The organism is Variovorax nivicola (assembly GCF_051216475.1).
Taxonomy (GTDB): Bacteria; Pseudomonadota; Gammaproteobacteria; order Burkholderiales; family Burkholderiaceae_C; genus Variovorax.
On sequence record NZ_JBPJZK010000005.1, the window covers coordinates 304,596 to 322,314 of the forward strand.

The 17,719-nt window shown below is 68.1% G+C and carries 19 protein-coding genes; 11 read left to right on the top strand and 8 right to left on the bottom strand.

Annotated elements, in window-relative coordinates:
• Positions 1 to 20: 20 nt before the first annotated feature.
• Both argF and ACSFBF_RS21680 read right to left on the bottom strand, forming a co-directional pair.
• A complete protein-coding gene (argF, locus tag ACSFBF_RS21675) occupies positions 21 to 953 on the bottom strand; it encodes an ornithine carbamoyltransferase (RefSeq protein WP_435470549.1) in 933 nt (310 codons plus the stop codon).
• The gene (locus tag ACSFBF_RS21680) at positions 950 to 2,158 is read right to left on the bottom strand and encodes an aspartate aminotransferase family protein (protein WP_435470551.1); all 1,209 of its coding nucleotides are present in this window, start codon (positions 2,156 to 2,158) and stop codon (positions 950 to 952) included. The genes argF and ACSFBF_RS21680 overlap by 4 nt, the downstream gene beginning before the upstream one ends.
• Positions 2,159 to 2,319: 161 nt before the next feature.
• On the opposite strand from ACSFBF_RS21680, the gene ACSFBF_RS21685 reads away from it, so the two are divergent.
• The gene (locus ACSFBF_RS21685) at positions 2,320 to 2,649 is read left to right on the top strand and encodes a DUF3579 domain-containing protein (RefSeq protein WP_435470553.1); all 330 of its coding nucleotides are present in this window, start codon (positions 2,320 to 2,322) and stop codon (positions 2,647 to 2,649) included.
• 144 nt (positions 2,650 to 2,793) lie between these two features.
• On the opposite strand, the gene rpsT is transcribed toward ACSFBF_RS21685, so the two are convergent.
• Complete coding sequence (gene rpsT, locus ACSFBF_RS21690; RefSeq protein ID WP_007831346.1) at positions 2,794 to 3,108, bottom strand: 30S ribosomal protein S20; 315 nt, start codon at positions 3,106 to 3,108, stop codon at positions 2,794 to 2,796.
• 131 nt (positions 3,109 to 3,239) lie between these two features.
• Between rpsT and murJ the strand changes: the two genes are divergently transcribed.
• From murJ to ACSFBF_RS21725, 7 genes are all read left to right on the top strand, one after another.
• Positions 3,240 to 4,793 (top strand): murein biosynthesis integral membrane protein MurJ, encoded by a 1,554-nt coding sequence (murJ, locus tag ACSFBF_RS21695; RefSeq protein ID WP_435470555.1) that lies wholly within the window; start codon positions 3,240 to 3,242, stop codon positions 4,791 to 4,793.
• A gap of 75 nt (positions 4,794 to 4,868) precedes the next feature.
• Complete coding sequence (locus tag ACSFBF_RS21700) at positions 4,869 to 5,720, top strand: SirB1 family protein (protein WP_435470557.1); 852 nt, start codon at positions 4,869 to 4,871, stop codon at positions 5,718 to 5,720.
• 1 nt (position 5,721) lies between these two features.
• Positions 5,722 to 6,150, top strand: a complete 429-nt coding sequence (locus ACSFBF_RS21705; RefSeq protein ID WP_435470559.1) for a bleomycin resistance protein — start codon at positions 5,722 to 5,724, stop codon at positions 6,148 to 6,150.
• Between the two features lie 144 nt (positions 6,151 to 6,294).
• Positions 6,295 to 6,726 carry a YciI family protein gene (locus ACSFBF_RS21710; protein WP_435470561.1) on the top strand — a complete coding sequence of 144 codons (432 nt, stop codon included), beginning with the start codon at positions 6,295 to 6,297 and terminating at the stop codon, positions 6,724 to 6,726.
• 32 nt (positions 6,727 to 6,758) lie between these two features.
• Positions 6,759 to 7,184, top strand: a complete 426-nt coding sequence (locus ACSFBF_RS21715; RefSeq protein WP_435470563.1) for a YciI family protein — start codon at positions 6,759 to 6,761, stop codon at positions 7,182 to 7,184.
• Positions 7,181 to 8,473 (top strand): RNA polymerase sigma factor, encoded by a 1,293-nt coding sequence (locus ACSFBF_RS21720; RefSeq protein WP_435470565.1) that lies wholly within the window; start codon positions 7,181 to 7,183, stop codon positions 8,471 to 8,473. Before ACSFBF_RS21715 ends, ACSFBF_RS21720 begins: the two co-directional genes overlap by 4 nt.
• 47 nt (positions 8,474 to 8,520) lie before the next feature.
• Positions 8,521 to 10,128, top strand: coding sequence for a M14 family zinc carboxypeptidase (locus ACSFBF_RS21725; protein WP_435470567.1), 1,608 nt, complete (start codon positions 8,521 to 8,523; stop codon positions 10,126 to 10,128).
• Positions 10,129 to 10,134: 6 nt separating this feature from the next.
• Here the strand turns inward: ACSFBF_RS21725 and ACSFBF_RS21730 are convergent, their stop codons facing one another.
• The 5 genes from ACSFBF_RS21730 to purM all read right to left on the bottom strand — a co-directional run bounded on the left by ACSFBF_RS21730 (position 10,135) and on the right by purM (position 14,589).
• Positions 10,135 to 11,136: a GlxA family transcriptional regulator gene (locus ACSFBF_RS21730; RefSeq protein WP_435470569.1), complete on the bottom strand. Its 1,002-nt coding sequence runs from the start codon at positions 11,134 to 11,136 to the stop codon at positions 10,135 to 10,137.
• Positions 11,100 to 11,729 carry a DJ-1/PfpI family protein gene (locus ACSFBF_RS21735; RefSeq protein ID WP_435470571.1) on the bottom strand — a complete coding sequence of 210 codons (630 nt, stop codon included), beginning with the start codon at positions 11,727 to 11,729 and terminating at the stop codon, positions 11,100 to 11,102. The genes ACSFBF_RS21730 and ACSFBF_RS21735 overlap by 37 nt, the downstream gene beginning before the upstream one ends.
• A 5-nt stretch (positions 11,730 to 11,734) precedes the next feature.
• Entirely contained in the window at positions 11,735 to 12,295 is a 561-nt protein-coding gene (locus tag ACSFBF_RS21740; protein ID WP_435470573.1) for a cysteine hydrolase family protein, read from the bottom strand.
• 120 nt (positions 12,296 to 12,415) lie between these two features.
• Positions 12,416 to 13,498: an AI-2E family transporter gene (locus ACSFBF_RS21745; RefSeq protein ID WP_435470574.1), complete on the bottom strand. Its 1,083-nt coding sequence runs from the start codon at positions 13,496 to 13,498 to the stop codon at positions 12,416 to 12,418.
• Positions 13,499 to 13,548: 50 nt separating this feature from the next.
• Complete coding sequence (purM, locus tag ACSFBF_RS21750) at positions 13,549 to 14,589, bottom strand: phosphoribosylformylglycinamidine cyclo-ligase (RefSeq protein ID WP_435470576.1); 1,041 nt, start codon at positions 14,587 to 14,589, stop codon at positions 13,549 to 13,551.
• A 150-nt stretch (positions 14,590 to 14,739) separates the two neighbouring features.
• Between purM and hda the strand changes: the two genes are divergently transcribed.
• The 3 genes from hda to folK are packed head-to-tail and all read left to right on the top strand — an operon-like array spanning position 14,740 to position 17,718.
• On the top strand, positions 14,740 to 15,426 hold the full coding sequence (gene hda, locus ACSFBF_RS21755; RefSeq protein ID WP_435471245.1) for a DnaA regulatory inactivator Hda: 687 nt from the start codon (positions 14,740 to 14,742) through the stop codon (positions 15,424 to 15,426).
• Between the two features lie 16 nt (positions 15,427 to 15,442).
• The gene (gene pcnB / locus ACSFBF_RS21760) at positions 15,443 to 17,083 is read left to right on the top strand and encodes a polynucleotide adenylyltransferase PcnB (RefSeq protein ID WP_435470578.1); all 1,641 of its coding nucleotides are present in this window, start codon (positions 15,443 to 15,445) and stop codon (positions 17,081 to 17,083) included.
• Positions 17,080 to 17,718: a 2-amino-4-hydroxy-6-hydroxymethyldihydropteridine diphosphokinase gene (gene folK, locus ACSFBF_RS21765; protein ID WP_435470580.1), complete on the top strand. Its 639-nt coding sequence runs from the start codon at positions 17,080 to 17,082 to the stop codon at positions 17,716 to 17,718. The genes pcnB and folK overlap by 4 nt, the downstream gene beginning before the upstream one ends.
• The last annotated feature ends 1 nt before the right edge of the window (position 17,719 follow it).

The window sequence follows — 17,719 nt, forward strand, 5'->3', positions numbered from 1 at the left end:
GCGCCTTGTGCTTCAGGGAGTCAGAGCTTGCCCAGGAGCAGGAACTCCATCAGCGCCTTTTGCGCGTGGAGGCGGTTCTCTGCCTCGTCCCACACCACCGACTGCGGCCCGTCGATGACTTCGGCCTGCACTTCTTCGCCGCGGTGGGCGGGCAGGCAGTGCATGAACAGGGCGCCGGGCTGGGCGATGCGCATCATTTCCTCGTCGACGCACCAGTCGGCAAACGCCTTGCGGCGCGCCTCGTTCTCGGCCTCGTAGCCCATGCTGGTCCAGACGTCGGTGGTGACGAGGTCGGCGCCGCGGCAGGCTTCCATCGGGTCCTTGAAGACCTTGTAGCTGTCGCCCGAGCGGATGCCGGCAATCGACTGGTCCACTTCGTAGCCGCTGGGCGTGCTCACGTGCACGGTGAAGCCCAGGATCTCGGCCGCCTGCAGCCAGGTGTTGGCCATGTTGTTGCCGTCGCCCACCCACGCCACCGTCTTGCCCTGGATGGAGCCGCGATGCTCGATGTAGGTGAAGATGTCCGCGAGGATCTGGCAGGGGTGGAACTCGTTGGTCAGCCCGTTGATGACGGGCACGCGCGAGTGCGCCGCAAAGGTGTCGATCTTGGTCTGCTCGTAGGTGCGGATCATCACGATGTCGACCATGCGGCTGATGACCTTGGCGCTGTCCTCGATGGGCTCGGCGCGGCCCAGTTGGCTGTCGCCGGTGGTCAGGTGGACCACGCTGCCGCCGAGTTGGTACATGCCAGCCTCGAAGCTCACGCGGGTGCGCGTGCTGGCCTTCTCGAAGATCATGGCCAGCGTGCGGTCGACCAGCGGCTGGTGCTTTTCGTAGGTCTTGAACTTCTTCTTGATGATCGCCATGCGATCGAAGAGGTAGGTGTACTCGTCGGCCGTGAAGTCGGCGAACTGCAGGTAGTGCCGGATGGTGTTCGCGGTGGCGGTCGTCATTGGGGGGCAGGCTCCGACAGGAAGGCTTTGACGATGGGCGCCAGGATGGCGACGATCTCGTCGGCTTCGGCGATGCTCAGGATGAGCGGCGGCACGAGGCGGATCACCTTGTCGGCCGTCACGCTCAGCAGCAGGCCGGCGTCGCAGGCGCGGTTCAGGATCACGCCGCAGGGCCGGTCAAGCTCGATGCCCAGCATCAAGCCCTGGCCGCGGATTTCCTTCACGCCGGGCAGGCTGCCGATTTCGCGTTCCAGCGCGGCCTTCAGGTGGGCGCCCACGGTGGCGGCGTTCTCGAGCAGCTTGTGCTCTTCCATGATGCGGATGGTTTCAATACCGGCGCGCATGGCGAGCGGGTTGCCGCCGAAGGTGGTGCCGTGGTTGCCCGGTCCGAAGATGTTGGCGGCCTTGGGGCCGGCCACCACGGCGCCGATCGGCACGCCCGAGCCCAGGCCCTTGGCCAGCGGCATCACGTCGGGCTTGATGCCTGCCCACTGGTGGGCGAACCACTTGCCGGTGCGGCCCATGCCGCACTGCACCTCGTCGATCATCATGAGCCAGTCGCGCTCGTCGCACAGGGCGCGCACCTGCTTGAGGTATTCGACGCGCATCGGGTGGATGCCGCCTTCGCCCTGGATGGTTTCGAAGAACACGGCGACCACGTTCGGGTTGCCTTCGGTGGCCTTCTTCAGCGCCTCGATGTCGTTCAGCGGCACGCGGATGAAGCCCTCGACCAGCGGGCCGAAGCCGGCCTGCACCTTGGGGTTGCCGGTGGCCGAGAGGGTGGCGATGCTGCGGCCGTGGAAGGCGGCTTCGTAGACGACGATTTCGGGGCGTTCGATGCCCTTGTCGTGGCCGAACTTGCGCGCCAGCTTCAGGGCGGCTTCGTTGGCTTCGAGGCCGGTGCAGCAGAAAAATGCGTTGGTGAGGCCCGAAATTTCGGTCAGCTTGGTGGCGAGCTGTTCCTGGCCGGTCACGTGGTAGTAGTTGGAGCTGTGGATCAGCTTGGTCAGCTGGTCTTGCAGGGCGGGCACCAGCTCGGGGTGGTTGTGGCCCAGCGTGTTCACGGCGATGCCGCCGAGGCCGTCGATGTAGGCCTTGCCCGTGGTGTCCCAGACTCGGCAACCCTGACCGTGCGACAGTGCGATCGGCAGGCGACCGTAAGTGTTCATGACGTGGGGCGAGGTGGGCTGGGCGGTAGCGCTCATTCGGGTTCTCCAGATAGGGAAGGCGGATTCTAGGCGTGCCGTTTGACGGCTTCGTTGAGGATTCCGCATTACAGCAATGCCCCATGTTCAGGATGCAAAAAGTGCCGCGGATAGAATCGCTTGCTGCACCGCAGCACCCGCTCCGGTCGCCTCATTCAACGATGATTTCCCCCACTGCCAAAGAAATCTTCATCCAGGGCATCACCAAGGATGGCCGGACATTCCGCCCCAGCGATTGGGCCGAGCGTCTGGCCGGCGTGATGTGCTCTTTTCGCCCCGGCGGCGCCTATCCGGGCAGCCACCTGAGCTACTCGCCCTGGTGCGTGCCGACGACCATCAACGGCGTGAAGTGCGTGGTCGTGAACCGCGCGCTACGCGACGCCGAGCCGATGGCCTGGGACTTCTGCGTGAACTTCGCCAGGGATAACGATCTGCAGGTGGCCGAAGCCTGCCTGGTGCCCGACGCGCCCATCCCTCCCAAAAAGGCCTGACGGGCCTTTTTCTTTTTCCGCTGTCCGGTTCACGAAGCGAACGGGCATGAAAAAACCGCCCGAAGGCGGTTTTTCACTTTGCTGCAGCGCACCCCGATCAAACGGCGGACTGGAGAATTCCGGTCCGGGCTTGCCTGACAGGTGTCAGGCGGCGGCCTTTTCAGGCGCGAGGGCGAGGGCCTTGACCTTGGCCGACAGGCGGCTCTTGTCGCGGGCTGCCTTGTTCTTGTGGAAGATGCCCTTGTCGGCGACGGTGTCGACGATGCTCTGGGCCTTCGCGAACAGTTCGCTTGCCTTGGTCTTGTCGCCAGCCAGAACAGCCTTTTCGACGTTCTTGACAGCGGTACGGTATTTGGAGCGCAGCGAGGTGTTCGCAGCGTTGAGCTTGGTGTCCTGGCGGACGCGCTTACGGCCGGAGGCGAGGCGCGGGTTCTTCTTCTTGGGCTTGGCGGATGCCATATTTAATGTTCCTTAGGTGTCTGAGGATGATGCAGCAAAGCCCTCCATTATAGGCCGGGTTGGCCCTTTCGCCCAATTCGCGCCTGAATCGGCCCGTTTCGGTGCTACGGCGGGCCCTACACTCGGCCCCCGTGTCCCTGCTCAAATCCGCCTCCACCGTCTCCCTGCTGACCCTCGCTTCGCGGATCACGGGCCTTGTGCGCGACGTGCTGTTTGCCTCGGTTTTCGGCGTCAGCGCCCTGACCGACGCCTTCAACGTCGCATTCCGCATCCCCAACCTGTTCCGGCGGGTTTTTGGCGAAGGCGCCTTCAGCCAGGCCTTTGTGCCGGTGCTGGCCGCGCGCAAGGCCGAAGACGGGGAAGAGGGCGCCCGGCAGTTGATCGACCATGTCGCCACGCTGCTCACCTGGACGCTGCTGGTCGTATGCGTGGCCGGCGTGGCCGGCGCGCCGCTGCTGGTCTGGGCCATGGCGAGCGGACTGCCCGGCTTCGATTCGGCCGTGATCATGACGCGCTGGATGTTCCCGTACATCGGCTTCATGTCGCTGGTGGCGCTGGCGGGCGGCATTCTCAACACCTGGCGCAAGTTCGCGGTGCCGGCGGCGTCGCCGGTGCTGCTCAACATTGCGCTGATCCTGGCGATCGTGGTCGGGGCGCCGCTGTTCCGCCGCTGGGGCATCGAGCCGATCTACGCGCAGTGCGTGGGCGTGCTGGTGGGTGGCGTGCTGCAGCTGGCCCTGCAGATTCCGGCGCTGCGCAAGCTCGGGCTGATGCCGCGCGTCGGCGCGAGCTTCCGGGCGCTGCGGACCGCATGGACCGACCCTGCCACGCGCAAGGTGCTCAAGCTGATGCTGCCCGCGCTTCTGGGTGTGAGCGTGGCGCAGATCTCGCTGCTCATCAACACACAGATCGCCTCGCATCTGGCGGTGGGCAGCGTGACCTGGATCACCAATGCCGACCGGCTGATGGAATTCCCCACCGCCATGCTCGGCGTCGCGCTCGGCGTGGTGCTGATGCCGCAACTGGCCGGCGCCCGCGCCGCCAAGGACGACGCGCGCTATTCGTCGCTGCTCGACTGGGGCCTGCGGCTCGTGGTGCTGCTTTCGGCGCCTTGCGCTATCGCGCTGCTGCTCTTCGCCAAGCCGTTGGTGGCGGTGCTCTTCCACAACGGCGCGTACACCGGCGAGGACGTAGGCCGCACGACCCTGGCGCTGATGGGCTACGGCGTCGGGCTGGTCGGCATCGTGGCCGTGAAGGTGCTCGCGCCCGGCTACTACGCCAAGCACGACACGCGCACGCCGATGCTCATTGCTGTGGGCGTGCTGGTGCTGACGCAGGTGCTCAACATCTTCCTGGTGCCGGTGCTGCAGCACGCGGCGCTGACCCTGACCATCGCCATCGGCGCGCTGGTCAATTCGACCTGGCTGCTTGTCGGCCTGATGCGCCGCGGCAGCTACAAGCCCGAACCGGGCTGGGGCAAGTTCGCGCTGCAGGTGCTGGCGGGCACGGTGGTCTTGGCTGGCCTGCTGTTCTGGGGCTCGGGCCATTTCGACTGGGTCGGCCTGCGCGAGCAGCGCCTGCTGCGCATCGGCCTGCTCGCCGCGCTGATCGCGGGCGCGGCGCTGCTCTATTTCGCCGTGCTGGCGGCGGTCGGCGTGCGCTTGCGCAGCTTCCTGCGTCGCTGAAGCCCGCGCGCAGGGCGTTGGCAATACGCACGTGTTCCGCCTTGACGCTCCCTGAATGCTCCTCTACAAAGACACATGACGTTCAGCTTTCAGGTTCCTACCGCACTGGAGTATTTCGAATCGCTGGTTCGCAGCGACGATCAATTTCCGCTGCTCGAAGCTGCCGCCAGCCTGGCGCAGGACGAATACCCCGATCTCGACGTACAGCAGGTGCTGGGCGATGTCGACCAGCTCCTGGCCCGCCTGAAGCGCCGCCTGCCGGCCGACGCCGCACCGCTGGCCCGCCTGCGCGCCCTGAACCAGTTCTTCTTCAATGACCTGAGCTTCGGCGGCAACGTCAACGACTACTACGACCCCGACAACAGCTACCTGAACGCCGTGCTGCGCACCCGCCGCGGCATCCCGATCTCGCTGGCCGTGCTGTGGATGGAACTGGCGCAGGGCCTGGGCCTGCAGGCGCGGGGCATCGGGTTTCCGGGGCATTTCATGCTCAAGGTGACGCTGCCCAAGGGGCAGGTGGTGATCGATCCGTTCACCGGAAAGTCGCTGTCGCGCGAGGAACTGGGCGAGCGGCTCGAGCCCTACAAGCGCAGCAACGGCCTGGTCGGCGACTTCGATGTGCCGCTGGGCCTGTACCTGCAGCCCGCCAGCTCGCGCGAAATCATCGCCCGCATGCTGCGCAACCTGAAGGAAGTGCACCACGCGCAGGAAGACTGGCAGCGCGTCATTGCCGTGCAAGACCGCCTGATCGCCCTGCTGCCCAGCGCCTGGGGCGAGTACCGCGACCGCGGCATCGCGCATGCCGAACAGGGCAACACGGCGCAAGCCGTGCGCGACCTGGAAACCTACCTGGCGAAGGCCGAGGACGCCCTCGACATCGACGCGATCGCCGAGCGCGTCGCCATGTTGCGCCGAATGGCCAGCTGAAATGAACACCAAGGCCGGTGTGAGCCCGGCGCCCGACCTGGGCACCCTGCATGAATTCCACGGCGTGCAGCCGGTGCTGCCGGTGTCGGATGTGTCGCGCGCCGCGCGCTGGTTTCGCGACGTGCTGGGCTTCGAGCTCGATTTCATCGCGGGCGAGCCGCCCAGCTACGCCCGGGTGAAGAAGGGCGACCGCAGCTACGGCGACCCGGTCTACCTGCGGCTGTGGCAGTGCAATTCGCGCGAGGCCAAACCCTGGCGCGGCGAAATCGTGATCCACGTGGGCAAGGGCATCGACGGCCTGCACGCCGCCTACGTGAAGCGCGGCGTGACGGTCATCGAGCCGCCGACTTCCCAGCCCTGGGGACTGCGCGAATTCGCGATCCGGGAGCCGGATGGCCATGTGCTGCGCTTCTGCGGCTACCTGCCTTGAAGCCTTAATTTCAGAAACACAAAATTACAAATAGATCGATGCGATCGTGTCGATCCGTCTTCCGCTCGTCCGACGTGTGAACAGGAGCAGGCAAATTTCATTCGTCAGCCGCTCCCAGTCTCATCAACCTTCAGGAGAAACGACATGCGATTCATGATTCTGGTCAAGGCCAACGCCGATTCCGAAGCCGGCGTGATGCCCAGCACCGAAATACTCACCGCCATGGGCAAGTTCAACGAGGAGCTGGTCAAGGCCGGCGTGCTGCTGGCGGGCGAAGGCCTGCACCCCAGCTCCAAGGGCGTGCGCGTGCGCTGCGAAGGTCCGACCAGGCGCACCGTCATCGACGGCCCCTTCGCCGAAACCAAGGAGCTGCTGGCTGGCTTCTGGTTGTTCCAGGTCAAATCGAAGGAAGAAGCCATCGAGTGGATCAAGCGCAGCCCCTTCCAGGAAGGCGAGATCGAGATCCGCCAGGTGTTTGAGGCCACCGACTTCGGCGACGCGATGACGCCCGAGCTGCTCGCCCAGGAAGACCGCCTGCGCGCCGAGACCGAGGCCCGCGCCAAGGCCGGCAGCTGAAACAGCCGCAACCGAACCGAAGGAGACCCACCATGCGATTCATGCTGCTGATGATTCCCCACGGCTACGAAACCGCCGCGCCCGGCACCATCCCCGAAGACGTCGATGCGGTGTCGGCCATGATGGCCTACAACGAATCGATGCAGAAAGCCGGCGTGCTGATCAGCTGCGACGGCCTGCATCCGCCCTCGATGGGCGCGCGCGTGAGCTTCAAGGACAAGAAGCCCAAGATCGTCGACGGCCCCTTCGCCGAGGCCAAGGAAGTGCTCGGCGGCTTCTGGATCATTGACGTGCCCTCGCGCGCAGCCGCCATCGAATGGGCTGCCCGCTGCCCCGGCTCCGACAACGAGGTTGTCGAGGTGCGCCAGATCCAGGAGATCGACGACTACCCGCCCGACGTGCAAGCGCTGACCAGCGAGTTCGCGTCGATGCAGACGGTCAAGAAGACCGAGCCGTGATTCGAGAGGAGGGCTGCGCGGACGTCGCCGCCATTCACCGCACCATCGAGGCGGTGTGGCGCATCGAGTCCGCGAAGATCATCGCCACGGTCGCGCGCATGGTGCGCGACGTGGGCCTGGCCGAAGAGCTGGCCCAGGACGCGCTGGTCTCGGCCCTCGAGCAATGGAGCGAATCCGGCGTGCCCGACAACCCCGCGGCCTGGCTCACGGCAGTGGCCAAGCGTCGCGCGCTCGACCGCCTGCGCCACCTGCAGCTGGCCGAGCACAAGGCTGGCGAAATCGGCCGCGAGATCGACGCGCAGCACGAAATGGCACAAGACGATTTCGCCGAGGCGGTCGATTCCGCGCTTGACGACGACATCGGCGACGACCTGCTGCGGCTGGTGTTCACTGCCTGCCACCCGGTGCTGTCGACCGAGGCGCGCGTGGCGCTCACGCTGCGGGTGATGGGCGGCCTCACCACCGACGAGATCGCGCGTGCCTTTCTCGTGCCTGAAGCCACCGTGGCGCAGCGCATCGTGCGTGCCAAGCGCACGCTGGCCGAGGCGCGCGTGCCCTTCGAGGTACCGCGTCGGCACGAGCTCGAAGCCCGGCTCGCCTCGGTGCTCGAAGTGATCTACCTGATCTTCAACGAAGGCTATTCGGCCACCGCCGGCGACGACTGGATGCGCCCCACGCTGTGCGATGAGGCCCTGCGCCTGGGCCGCATCGTGGCCGAGCTGGTGCCGAAGGAGGCGGAGGTGCACGGCCTCGTGGCGCTGATGGAAATCCAGGCCTCGCGCACGGCCGCGCGCATGGGGCCTTCGGGCGAGCCGGTGCTACTGCTTGAACAGAACCGTGCGCGCTGGGACCAGATGCTGATCCGCCGCGGCCTCGCGGCGCTCGCGCGTGCCGAAGCACTTGGCGGCGCGCTCGGCCCCTATGCGTTGCAGGCCGCCATCGCCGCCTGCCATGGCCGCGCGCGCACTGCCGGGGAAACCGACTGGGGCCGCATCGCCGCGCTCTACGACGCGCTGGCCGAACTCACGCCGTCGCCCATCGTCGAGCTCAACCGGGCGGTCGCGTTGTCGATGGCCTTCGGGCCGGCGACGGGGCTGGAGGTGGTCGATGCGCTGATGGACGAGCCCTCGCTCAAGGGCTACCACCTGCTGCCGACCGTGCGCGGCGACCTGCTCTTCAAGCTCGGCCGCCGCGACGAGGCGCGCAAGGAATTCGACCGCGCCGCGGCGCTCACGCGCAACACGCGCGAGCGGGCGCTGCTGCTCGCACGCTCACGGGCTTGCATCTGAACTGCACCTGAAGCTGCCGCGGGCCGCGCCCGGGGAAAATGCGCGCCATGCTGCGCACCCCCTCCCTCCACCTCCTGTGCGTTTCCGGCCTTGCCCTGCTGCCGGCCGTTTCGGCCCAGGCCCAGTTCGATCCCGCCAAGGTATGGGTCGAGCCGCCGGCCATTGCCGCGCGCTTTCCCGATCCGCTGGTGGGCTACGCCACGCCGGGCTTTCGTGCCGGCCGCACCGACTTTCCCTCGCACGCCGAGGTGTTGGCCTTCTTGAACGATCTCGCACGCCAGTCGCCGAACGTGCGCGTCGAGCGACTGGGCCTGTCGCAGCAGGGGCGCGAAATGCCGCTGGTGGTGCTGGCCGACCAGGGGCGAATCGATCCCGCGCGCCCCACCGTGATGGTGATCGGCCAGCAGCACGGCAACGAGCCGGCTGGTGGCGAAGCGGTGCTGGCGCTCGCGCAGCAGTTCGCCAGCGAGCCGGGCGCGGCGCTGCTGAAGAAGGTGAACCTCGTGCTGGTGCCGCGCGCCAATCCGGATGGCGCCGAGCGCTTCACCCGCGTTACGGCCAACGGCATCGACGTGAACCGCGACCACCTGCTGCTGCGCACGCCCGAGGCGCGCATGCTCGCGGCCGCCACCTTGCGGTACCAGCCGCAGGTGGTGCTCGACCTGCACGAGTTCACCGTCGGCGGCCGCTGGATCGACAAGTTCGGCGCGGTCATGAAGTACGACGGCCTGCTGCAGCCCGCCACCGTGGGCAACCTCGACCCGGCCATTGCCGCGAGCGCGCAGCGCGACTATGTCGAGGCCATCCAGTCCGCATTCGCGCAGGCCGGACTGCAGGGCTTCACGTACCACACCACCTCCGGCGGCAAGAGCGAGGACCGCACCGTGTCGATGGGCGGCGTGCAGCCCGACACCGGACGCAACGTGAGCGCGCTGCGTCAGGCCGTGAGCCTGCTGCTCGAAGTGCGCGGCGTGGGGCTCGGGCGTGCGCACTTCGCGCGTCGCGTGCACACGCAGGTGCTGGCCGCCACCACCGTCATCGAGACGGCCGCGAAGCAGGGGCCGGCGCTGATGCAGCTCACCGCACAGGCCGGCCAACGCGCCAAGGCCGAGGCCTGCCATGGTGATCTCGTGGTCGAGGCCTGGCAGACGCCGACGCGGCAGCGCCTCGAATTCCTCGACGCGAAGACCGGCGAAGACAAGGCCGTCGACGTCGAATGGCGCGCCGCCGAGCCGCTCAAGATTGCCAACGCGCGCCCGCGCCCGTGCGGCTATCTGCTCGCGGCCAGCGAGACCATGGCCGTGCAGCGCCTGCAGATGCTGGGCGTGCGCGTGGAGCGCATCGACAGCGCAGCGCCGTGGCAGGTGGAGCGCTACGAGATCCTGTCGCAGACCGACGGCCAGCGGCAGGATGCGCGCGGCGCCATCGAGGATGGAGAGGCGATCCGCGCCTTTCGCGTGCGGCCGCGGGCCGGTCGCGCGGTGGTGCAGCCGGGGAGCTTCTACGTGTCGCTGGCGCAGCCGCTGTCGCCGCTGGTCAGCGCGGCGCTGGAGCCCGATTCGCAGAACAGCTATGCGGCCAACCGGCTGCTGGAGATCGGCGACGACAGGCTGCTGCGCGTGCCCGGGCCCGCGCCCGCCGGCGTGTGGCACTGATCGTCGTCAGGCCTTGAGGGCCGAGTTCGCGTCCGAAGGCGAGCCCGGCAACCCGAACTGGTGCCACGCGCGGCGCAACTGCGTGTCCGAGCCGAAGCCCGATTGCTCCGCCGCCCGTGTCACGCTCGCGCCCGAGGCCAGCGCGAGCTGGGCCGCCGCGAGCCGTAGCCGGCGCAGATAGGCCAGCGGCGCCACGCCCGCATGTTCGACAAACAGCCGCGTGAGGTGCCGCGCCGAGGTGTGCGCCACCTCGGCCATGCGCGGCACGCTCCAGTCGGCCTGCGGCTGCTCGCTCACCGCGTCCTGCACGCGATGCAGCGCGGCATGCAGGTGGTTGCGGTAGGCGAGAAAGGGCGACAGCTCCGGGTCGTGCGGGCCGCGGCGCAGCGCCACCACCATGGTCTGCGCGACCTGCGCCGCGAGCGCTTCGCCGCACAGCTCGGCGATGCGGTGCAGGACCAGGTCGATGCCGGTCGTCACGCCCGCGCTGCTGTACAGCGGCGGATCGATCACGAACACGCGGTTGCTGACCACGTCGCAGCGCGGCTCCACGGCACGCAGCTCGTCGAGGTGCTGGTGGTGCGTGGTGGCGCGCCGGCCCGCCAGCGCACCGGCATGCGCGGCCAGCACTGCGCCGGCGCAGATCGTCAGCAGCTCCAGCCGGTCGCGTTCGAAGCGCAGGCCGCGCAGCCAATGCAGCAGGTCTTGCGCCTCGCGGTTGTCGATGGCAATGGTGTCGCCGGGCAGGCCGACCAGCACGACCCAGCCGGGGCTGTCCCACTGCGTCGGCAAGGGCGAGAGCCCGGACAGCGCGACGCCGACCGAGCCCATCGTCGTCGGCCGGGGGCTCGCGAACTCGATGGCAAAGCGCTCGGGCTGGCCCATTGCGCGCAACCGCTGGTTGGCGATGCGCAGCGCCTCGGCCGGGCCGGCCCAGTCGAGCACGATGCTGCCGGGCAGGAGGACGAAGACTACGCGGATGGGTTGTGGCTGGGGTTGCGGGTCCATGCGTAGTCCATCTGGCGCGCGGTGCGCTCGGCCAGTTCGCGTCCGGCCAGCCGCTCGACGAGATGCAGGCTCATGTCGATGCCGGCGCTGATGCCCGCGGAGCTGACGATGCGGCCGTTGTCGACCCAGCGCACGCCGTCGCGCACGTCGAGCGAGGGAAAGCGCTCGCGCAGGTCGGCGATGTCTTCCCAGTGGGTGGTGACGGTGTCGTTCGTGATCACGCCGCTTTCGGCCAGCAGGAAGGCGCCGGTGCAGACTGAGGCGACGACCTGCGCGCTTGCGGCGCTGCGGGCGATCCAGCGCAGCGTGTCGGGGCTGGCCATCGGCGCGCCGACCACGCCGCCGGGAACGATCAGCACATCGGCCTTCGGGCTGTCGGCCAACGTGTGATTGGCCAGCAGTTGCAGGCCGGCGCGCGCCTGCACGGGCTGGCCGCGCTCCGCATGAGCGACCGATGCGACATCGAATGGCGCCGCCGTGCCCGGCTGCATGCGCTGGCTGACCCGGCTCGCGGTGGTGAACACCTCGAAGGGGCCGGCGAAGTCCAGCGCTTCGACGCCGTCGAAGGCGAGGATGAGCACGCGCAAGCTCATGCCGCTCACGCCACGGCCCGTTCGAGCGCCTGCGCCACGGTGCAGACGGTGGCGAAGCGGCCCTGCAGCACGGTGGCGGTGCGGGCCTTGATGTCGGCGGCCGAAAGCGGCTGGCCGTCGGGCTGCACCATGTCGAAGGTGAGCGTGGCGTCGGTCACGTAGTCGACCTCCCAGCCCAGGTCCGAGGCGTGGCGGGTGGTGGTTTCGCAGCACTGTTCGGTGCGGATGCCGCTCACGATCAGCCGGCCGATGCCGTTCTGCGTGAGCCAGATGTCCAGCCCGCTGTTGACCAGCGCGCTGTGGCGGTGCTTGGTGAAGGTGGCCGCGGCGTCGAAGGAGGCCAGCCCGCCGATGGGGCGCACGTGGCCGGATTCGACCGCAAACGGGTTGCTCGCGTCGGACGGCTCGTCGGTGTGAAAGACCCGCACGATCGGCACGCCGGCGGCGGCGCAGCCTTCGATCAGCGCGTTCTGCGCGGCGAAGTAGGGCGTGGCCTGGCTTTCGGACCAGTACGCACGCTGGCGGAATGATTCCTGGGCGTCGATCACAATCAGACAGGTTTTCATGGCGGGGCTCGCAGAGGCAAAGTGGATGATGCCGCCTATTCTTCTGCCTTGCCAGCCCACGGTCCGTTCGCAGCCGGACCAAAACCGATCAGATCAGGACATTGCTGCCCGACGGTCGCCTCAGACCAGCGACGCCGCCTGCAGCTCTTTCTTCAGGTACGCGTAGTACAGCGGCGCCGCCACCAGCCCGGCCGGCCCGAACACCGCCTCGGCCACGAACATCACGGCCAGCAGCTCCCACACGCTCATCTGCGTGCGGGCGCCGACCACCTTGGCGTTGATGACGTACTCGGCCTTGTGGATCACGATCAAAAAGATCAGGCACGCCGCCGCCGTGACCGGCGATACCGACAGGCCCACCAGCGTGATCACCGAGTTGCAGACCAGATTGCCCACGATCGGCACCAGCCCCGCCAGGAAAGTGAGAGTGATGAGCGCAGGCGTGTACGGCAGGTGCGCACCCCACGTTGGCATGATGAACAGCAGGAAGATTGCCGTGAGCAGCGTGTTGAAGGCCGCGATCCAGAACTGGGCCGCGACGATCTGGCCGAAGGCCTCGCCGAAGGTCCGCACGCGCTGGTGCAGCTGGTCGGCCAGCGGCAGGCGGCGCAGCGGCGCGTGCGCCACGGCGGCCAGGCCGCCCACGATCAGTCCCACGTATGAAAAGAGAATGCCGTGCAGCCAGGCGCGCCCGGCCACGGCCAGCGATCCGGCCTGCGCGCGCAGGTAATTGGCGATCACCCGCTGCACTTCGGCCGCGCCCTCGGGCAGGTACACCGCGATTTCGACCGGCAGCTTGGAGCGCAGCTCGAGCACCGTGCGCGCCGTGTAGTCGAGCAGCTCACGGTACTGGTCAGGCGCATCGACGATGTATTCGCGGGCCTGCGACAGCAGCAGCGTGATCAGCGCGATCGGCCCCACCAGCACGAGGATGACGGCCAGCACGCCGGCCCAGCCATCGGCGCGCTGGCCGCCGAGTGCCGGAATGCGCCGCATGCCCGCGCTCAGCACGCGCGCGAACCATCGCGTGGCCAGGAAGCCGATGCAAACGCACAGCAGCCCCGGCAGCAGGTGCTCCCACATCACCAGCAGCAAGGCGGCCAGCATCAGCAGGTAGCTTGCGATCATCACGCCGCGCGAGGCGGGCGGGTGGACGGGGGCCGTTGTCACGGCGGGGCTGATGGGTTGTGGCTTCTTGGCCATCCGGGGCGTCGCGTGCTCTGTTCAGGACATTGTGGATGGGCAGCCGGCGCTCAGCCGACGACTACCGCGGCGCCTTCGCCGCGCTCGGCGATCACGCCGATCTCGTGCACCGACTCGCCAGCGGCGCGCAGTGTGGCGGCGCAGGCGGCGGCTTCGGCCGCGTCGATCACCACGACCATGCCGATGCCGTTGTTGAAGGTGCGGTTCATCTCGATGTCGTCGATGCCGGCCACCTTCTGCAGCCAGGCGAACAGCTCGGTCTGCGGCCAGCTGCCCTTCTTGAGGTGGGCAGCGGTGCCTTCGGGCAGTACGCGCGGGATGTTCTCGAGCAGGCCGCCGCCGGTAATGTGGGCCAGTGCCTTGATCGGGTGCTTGCCCAGCGCTTCGAGCACGGGCTTCACATAGAGGTGGGTGGGCTCCATCACGGCTTCGCGGAAGGGCTTGCCGTCCAGCGTGGCGGGCAAGTCAGCTCCGGCGCGTTCGATCACCTTGCGCACCAGGCTGAAGCCGTTGGAATGCACGCCGGCCGAGGCCAGGCCCAGCACCACGTCGCCGGGCTTGACGTTCTGGCCTGTGAGGATCTTCGATTTTTCGACCGCGCCGACCGCAAAGCCCGCCAGGTCGTACTCGCCGGCCGGGTACATGCCGGGCATTTCGGCGGTTTCGCCGCCGATCAGCGCGCAACCCGAGAGTTCGCAGCCGTGGGCGATGCCGCCGACCACGGCCGCGGCCGTGTCCACGTCCAGCTTGCCGCAGGCGAAGTAGTCGAGGAAGAACAGGGGCTCGGCGCCCTGCACCAGCACGTCGTTGACGCTCATGGCCACCAGGTCGATGCCGACCGTGTCGTGCATGTTCCATTCGAAGGCCAGCTTGAGCTTGGTGCCCACGCCGTCGGTGCCGCTCACCAGCACCGGCTCTTTGTAGCGCTTGGGCACCTCGAACAGGGCGCCGAAGCCGCCGATGCCGGCCAGCACTCCTTCGCGCATGGTCTTCTTGGCCAGGGGCTTGATGCGGTCGACCAGCGCGTCGCCGGCATCGATGTCGACACCGGCATCCTTGTAGCTGAGAGGAGTGGGCGTAGGGGAGGTCATGGGTGGTCGAGTTCGGGAAGGGCGCGAAAGAACGCGAAAGGACGTGAAGAGTAGGAGCGGAAGGCGGCGCCGGTAACCATGGTGGCCGGGCCGATAGAATTCCTCACGATTTTAAGGGCCCTCGCGGCCCCCTCCATGAACCTTCCCGGGATGAAACAGCTCGCGCTCGATATCGGCATTGCGACGGGCCCCAGCTTCGACGCCTTTTTTGCCGGCCCCAACGAGGCGGCGCTGCGGCACCTGCAAGTGTGGGTGGGCGGCGCCGGCGGCCCCGCGCTGCACTCGCCGGTGCCCACCTATCTGTGGGGCGAAGGCGGCAGCGGCAAGAGCCACTTGCTCGAATCGGTGCGTGTCGCGCTGCGCGAGCAGGGCGCCAGCGTGGGCTGGCTGCACGCCGGCCTGCTGGAGCCGCCCGAGTTCGACGAGCGCTGGGGCGCCGTCCTGCTCGACGACGTGCACCTCTACACCGCCGTGCAGCAGCACGCGGCCTTCAACTGGTTCGTCAACGCCCAGACCCTGCAGCGCGGCGTGGTCGCAGCCGGCGCCTTGCCGCCGGCCGACCTGCCGCTGCGCGAAGACCTGCGCACCCGCCTCGGCTGGGGCCACGTGTTCCACTTGCAGGTGCTGAGCGAAAGCGAACGTCGCGCGGTGCTGCGCCAGGCCGCCGATGCGCGCGGCGTGATGCTGTCCGACGACGTGCTCGACTACATGCTGCACCGCTTCAGCCGCGACCTCGGCAGCCTGATGGAGCTGCTCACACAGCTCGACGGCTATGCCCTGCAGACGCAACGCGCGATCACCATTCCGCTGATCCGCTCCATGCTAGAGAACGAATAAGAGCTTCCAACCAACAATGATCAAGAAATTCATCGACAAGCTGCTCGGCAAGACCGCCGGCGGCACGCAGGGCAAGAGCCGCTTCGGCAAGCGCCAGGAGGTGCCGGCAGAGGTTCACAAGATCGATCCGGCCCTGGTCGACGAACGCGCGAAGAACGTGGTCACCACGCTGCAGCAGGCCGGCTACGAGGCCTACGTGGTGGGCGGCGCGGTGCGCGACCTGCTGCTGGGGCTGCGCCCCAAGGACTTCGACGTGGCCACCAATGCCACGCCCGAGCAGGTCAAGTCGCTGTTTCGCCGCGCCTTCATCATCGGGCGGCGCTTTCGCATCGTGCACGTTGTGTACGGCCGCGGTCGCGAGCACGAGGTGATCGAAGTCTCGACCTTCCGCGCCTACATGGACAACACCGCGGCCGAGCAGGTGGCGGGCAACGAGCGCACCAGCAAGGGCGAGCTCGCGAGCATGAAGCACGCGGTGGACGCCAGCGGCCGCGTGCTGCGGGACAACGTCTGGGGCCCGCAGGAAGAAGATGCGGCGCGCCGCGACTTCACCGTGAACGCCATGTACTACGACCCGGCCAACCAGGTCGTGGTGGACTATCACAACGGCATCAAGGACGCCCAGAAGCTCACGCTGCGCATGATCGGCGACCCGGCCACGCGCTACCGCGAAGACCCGGTGCGCATCATTCGCGCCATCCGCTTCTCGGCCAAGCTCGCGGCCCTGGGCTTCAAGATGGAAGCCAAGACGGCGGCCCCGCTGGTTGAATCGAGCAAGCTGCTGGCCGACGTGCCGCAGAGCCGCCTGTTCGACGAAATGCTCAAGCTGCTGCAGACCGGTCACGCGATTGCGACCGTCGAGCAGCTCAACAAGCTCGGCCTGGCCCGCGGCATCTACCCGCTGCTCGACGTGGTGGTGGAGCGCGCCGACCAGCCTTTCGTGAAGGCGGCCCTGCAAGATACCGATCGCCGCGTGGGTGAAGGCAAGCCCGTGGCGCCCAGCTTCCTGCTGGCCTGCGTGCTGTGGGCCGACGTGCGCGACGGCTGGGCCCAGCGCCAGGAAGGCCGCCACGGCCAGCGCCCGCAGCCGCCGTTTCCGGCGCTGCAGGACGCCATCGACGACGTGTTCAACGCCCGCATCGGCGATGTTTCGGGCCGAGGCAAGCTGGCCGCCGACATGCGCGAGATCTGGATGATGCAGCCGCGCTTCGACAAGCGCACCGGCTCCACGCCCTACAGCCTGGTCGAGCAGGCGCGCTTCCGCGCCGCCTTCGACTTCATGCGCCTGCGCGCAGACGTGGGCGAGGTGAGCGAGGCGATTGCCGAGTGGTGGCAGGAATTCAGCACCGCCGACGACGTGCGCCGCCAGGACCTGCTGGAGCAGGTGCGCGAGGAGCAGAAGGGCCGCCAGCGCGTGCGGGTGCGCGAAACCCCGGCGCCGAAGCCGCGCGGCGGTGAACCGGCTGCGCGCAAGAGCCAGGCCCCCGATTCGGAGCAGGACGACGAAGTCGAAGAGGTTGAAGTAGAAGCAGAAGCCGGCGCCGTGCCGCCCGATGGCGAGGCGGTGCCGCGCAAGCGCCGGCGTCGCCGCAAGCCCCGCACCGGAGGTGGTGGCGGTGCTGGTGGTGGGGGCGGCGGGAGCGCCGAGGGCGCATGAGCACGCCCAACCGGCCGAAGGACGGCAAGCCTGGCCCCAAGGCCAAGGCAGCACCGCCGCGCGCGGGCGGTGGTGCCAAGCCACCGTCTGCAGGCGCAAAGAGCGGCCCGCCCGCGCGCCGCGCGCCCACCCGCGCCCCTTTGCGCAGTCCACGCGGCCCGCGGGAGGACTACCCCACGGCACAGGCCTTCATCGCCATAGGCGCCAACCTGGGTGACGCCGAGGCAGCCGTGAAGGCCGCCATGGCGGACATCGGCGCACTTCAGCGAACCGTGGTGACAGCCCGTTCGTCGCTCTATCGCAGTGAGCCGGTGGATGCCGAAGGCCCCGATTTCATCAACGCCGTGGTGGCGGTACGCACCGGCCTGGATGCCGAGCAGTTGCTCGTGGCGTTGCAGCGCCTGGAGGCGCTGGCCGGCCGCGAAAGGCCGTTTCCCAATGCGCCGCGCACGCTCGATCTCGACCTGCTGATGCACGGCAACTCGGTGATCGACACGCCGACGCTGACTTTGCCGCATCCCCGCATGCGCGAGCGCGCCTTCGTGCTGAAGCCGCTCGCCGAAATCGCACCCGACAAGGTGCCGCGCGCTGCGCTGGCACGCGTTACGGGCCAGGTGGTCAAGCGCATCGTCTGAA

Coding starts and splice junctions, on each gene's coding strand:
- ACSFBF_RS21735 (WP_435470571.1), bottom strand. CDS start 11,729: ATGAGCTTGCGCGTGCTCATCCTCGCCTTCGACGGCGTCGAAGCGCTG.
- ACSFBF_RS21700 (WP_435470557.1), top strand. CDS start 4,869: ATGACGTTCAGCTTTCAGGTTCCTACCGCACTGGAGTATTTCGAATCG.
- ACSFBF_RS21710 (WP_435470561.1), top strand. CDS start 6,295: ATGCGATTCATGATTCTGGTCAAGGCCAACGCCGATTCCGAAGCCGGC.
- argF (WP_435470549.1), bottom strand. CDS start 953: ATGACGACCGCCACCGCGAACACCATCCGGCACTACCTGCAGTTCGCC.
- ACSFBF_RS21680 (WP_435470551.1), bottom strand. CDS start 2,158: ATGAGCGCTACCGCCCAGCCCACCTCGCCCCACGTCATGAACACTTAC.
- ACSFBF_RS21685 (WP_435470553.1), top strand. CDS start 2,320: ATGATTTCCCCCACTGCCAAAGAAATCTTCATCCAGGGCATCACCAAG.
- hda (WP_435471245.1), top strand. CDS start 14,740: ATGAAACAGCTCGCGCTCGATATCGGCATTGCGACGGGCCCCAGCTTC.
- ACSFBF_RS21745 (WP_435470574.1), bottom strand. CDS start 13,498: ATGGCCAAGAAGCCACAACCCATCAGCCCCGCCGTGACAACGGCCCCC.
- ACSFBF_RS21730 (WP_435470569.1), bottom strand. CDS start 11,136: ATGGACCCGCAACCCCAGCCACAACCCATCCGCGTAGTCTTCGTCCTC.
- ACSFBF_RS21715 (WP_435470563.1), top strand. CDS start 6,759: ATGCGATTCATGCTGCTGATGATTCCCCACGGCTACGAAACCGCCGCG.
- folK (WP_435470580.1), top strand. CDS start 17,080: ATGAGCACGCCCAACCGGCCGAAGGACGGCAAGCCTGGCCCCAAGGCC.
- ACSFBF_RS21705 (WP_435470559.1), top strand. CDS start 5,722: ATGAACACCAAGGCCGGTGTGAGCCCGGCGCCCGACCTGGGCACCCTG.
- ACSFBF_RS21740 (WP_435470573.1), bottom strand. CDS start 12,295: ATGAAAACCTGTCTGATTGTGATCGACGCCCAGGAATCATTCCGCCAG.
- pcnB (WP_435470578.1), top strand. CDS start 15,443: ATGATCAAGAAATTCATCGACAAGCTGCTCGGCAAGACCGCCGGCGGC.
- rpsT (WP_007831346.1), bottom strand. CDS start 3,108: ATGGCATCCGCCAAGCCCAAGAAGAAGAACCCGCGCCTCGCCTCCGGC.
- ACSFBF_RS21725 (WP_435470567.1), top strand. CDS start 8,521: ATGCTGCGCACCCCCTCCCTCCACCTCCTGTGCGTTTCCGGCCTTGCC.
- purM (WP_435470576.1), bottom strand. CDS start 14,589: ATGACCTCCCCTACGCCCACTCCTCTCAGCTACAAGGATGCCGGTGTC.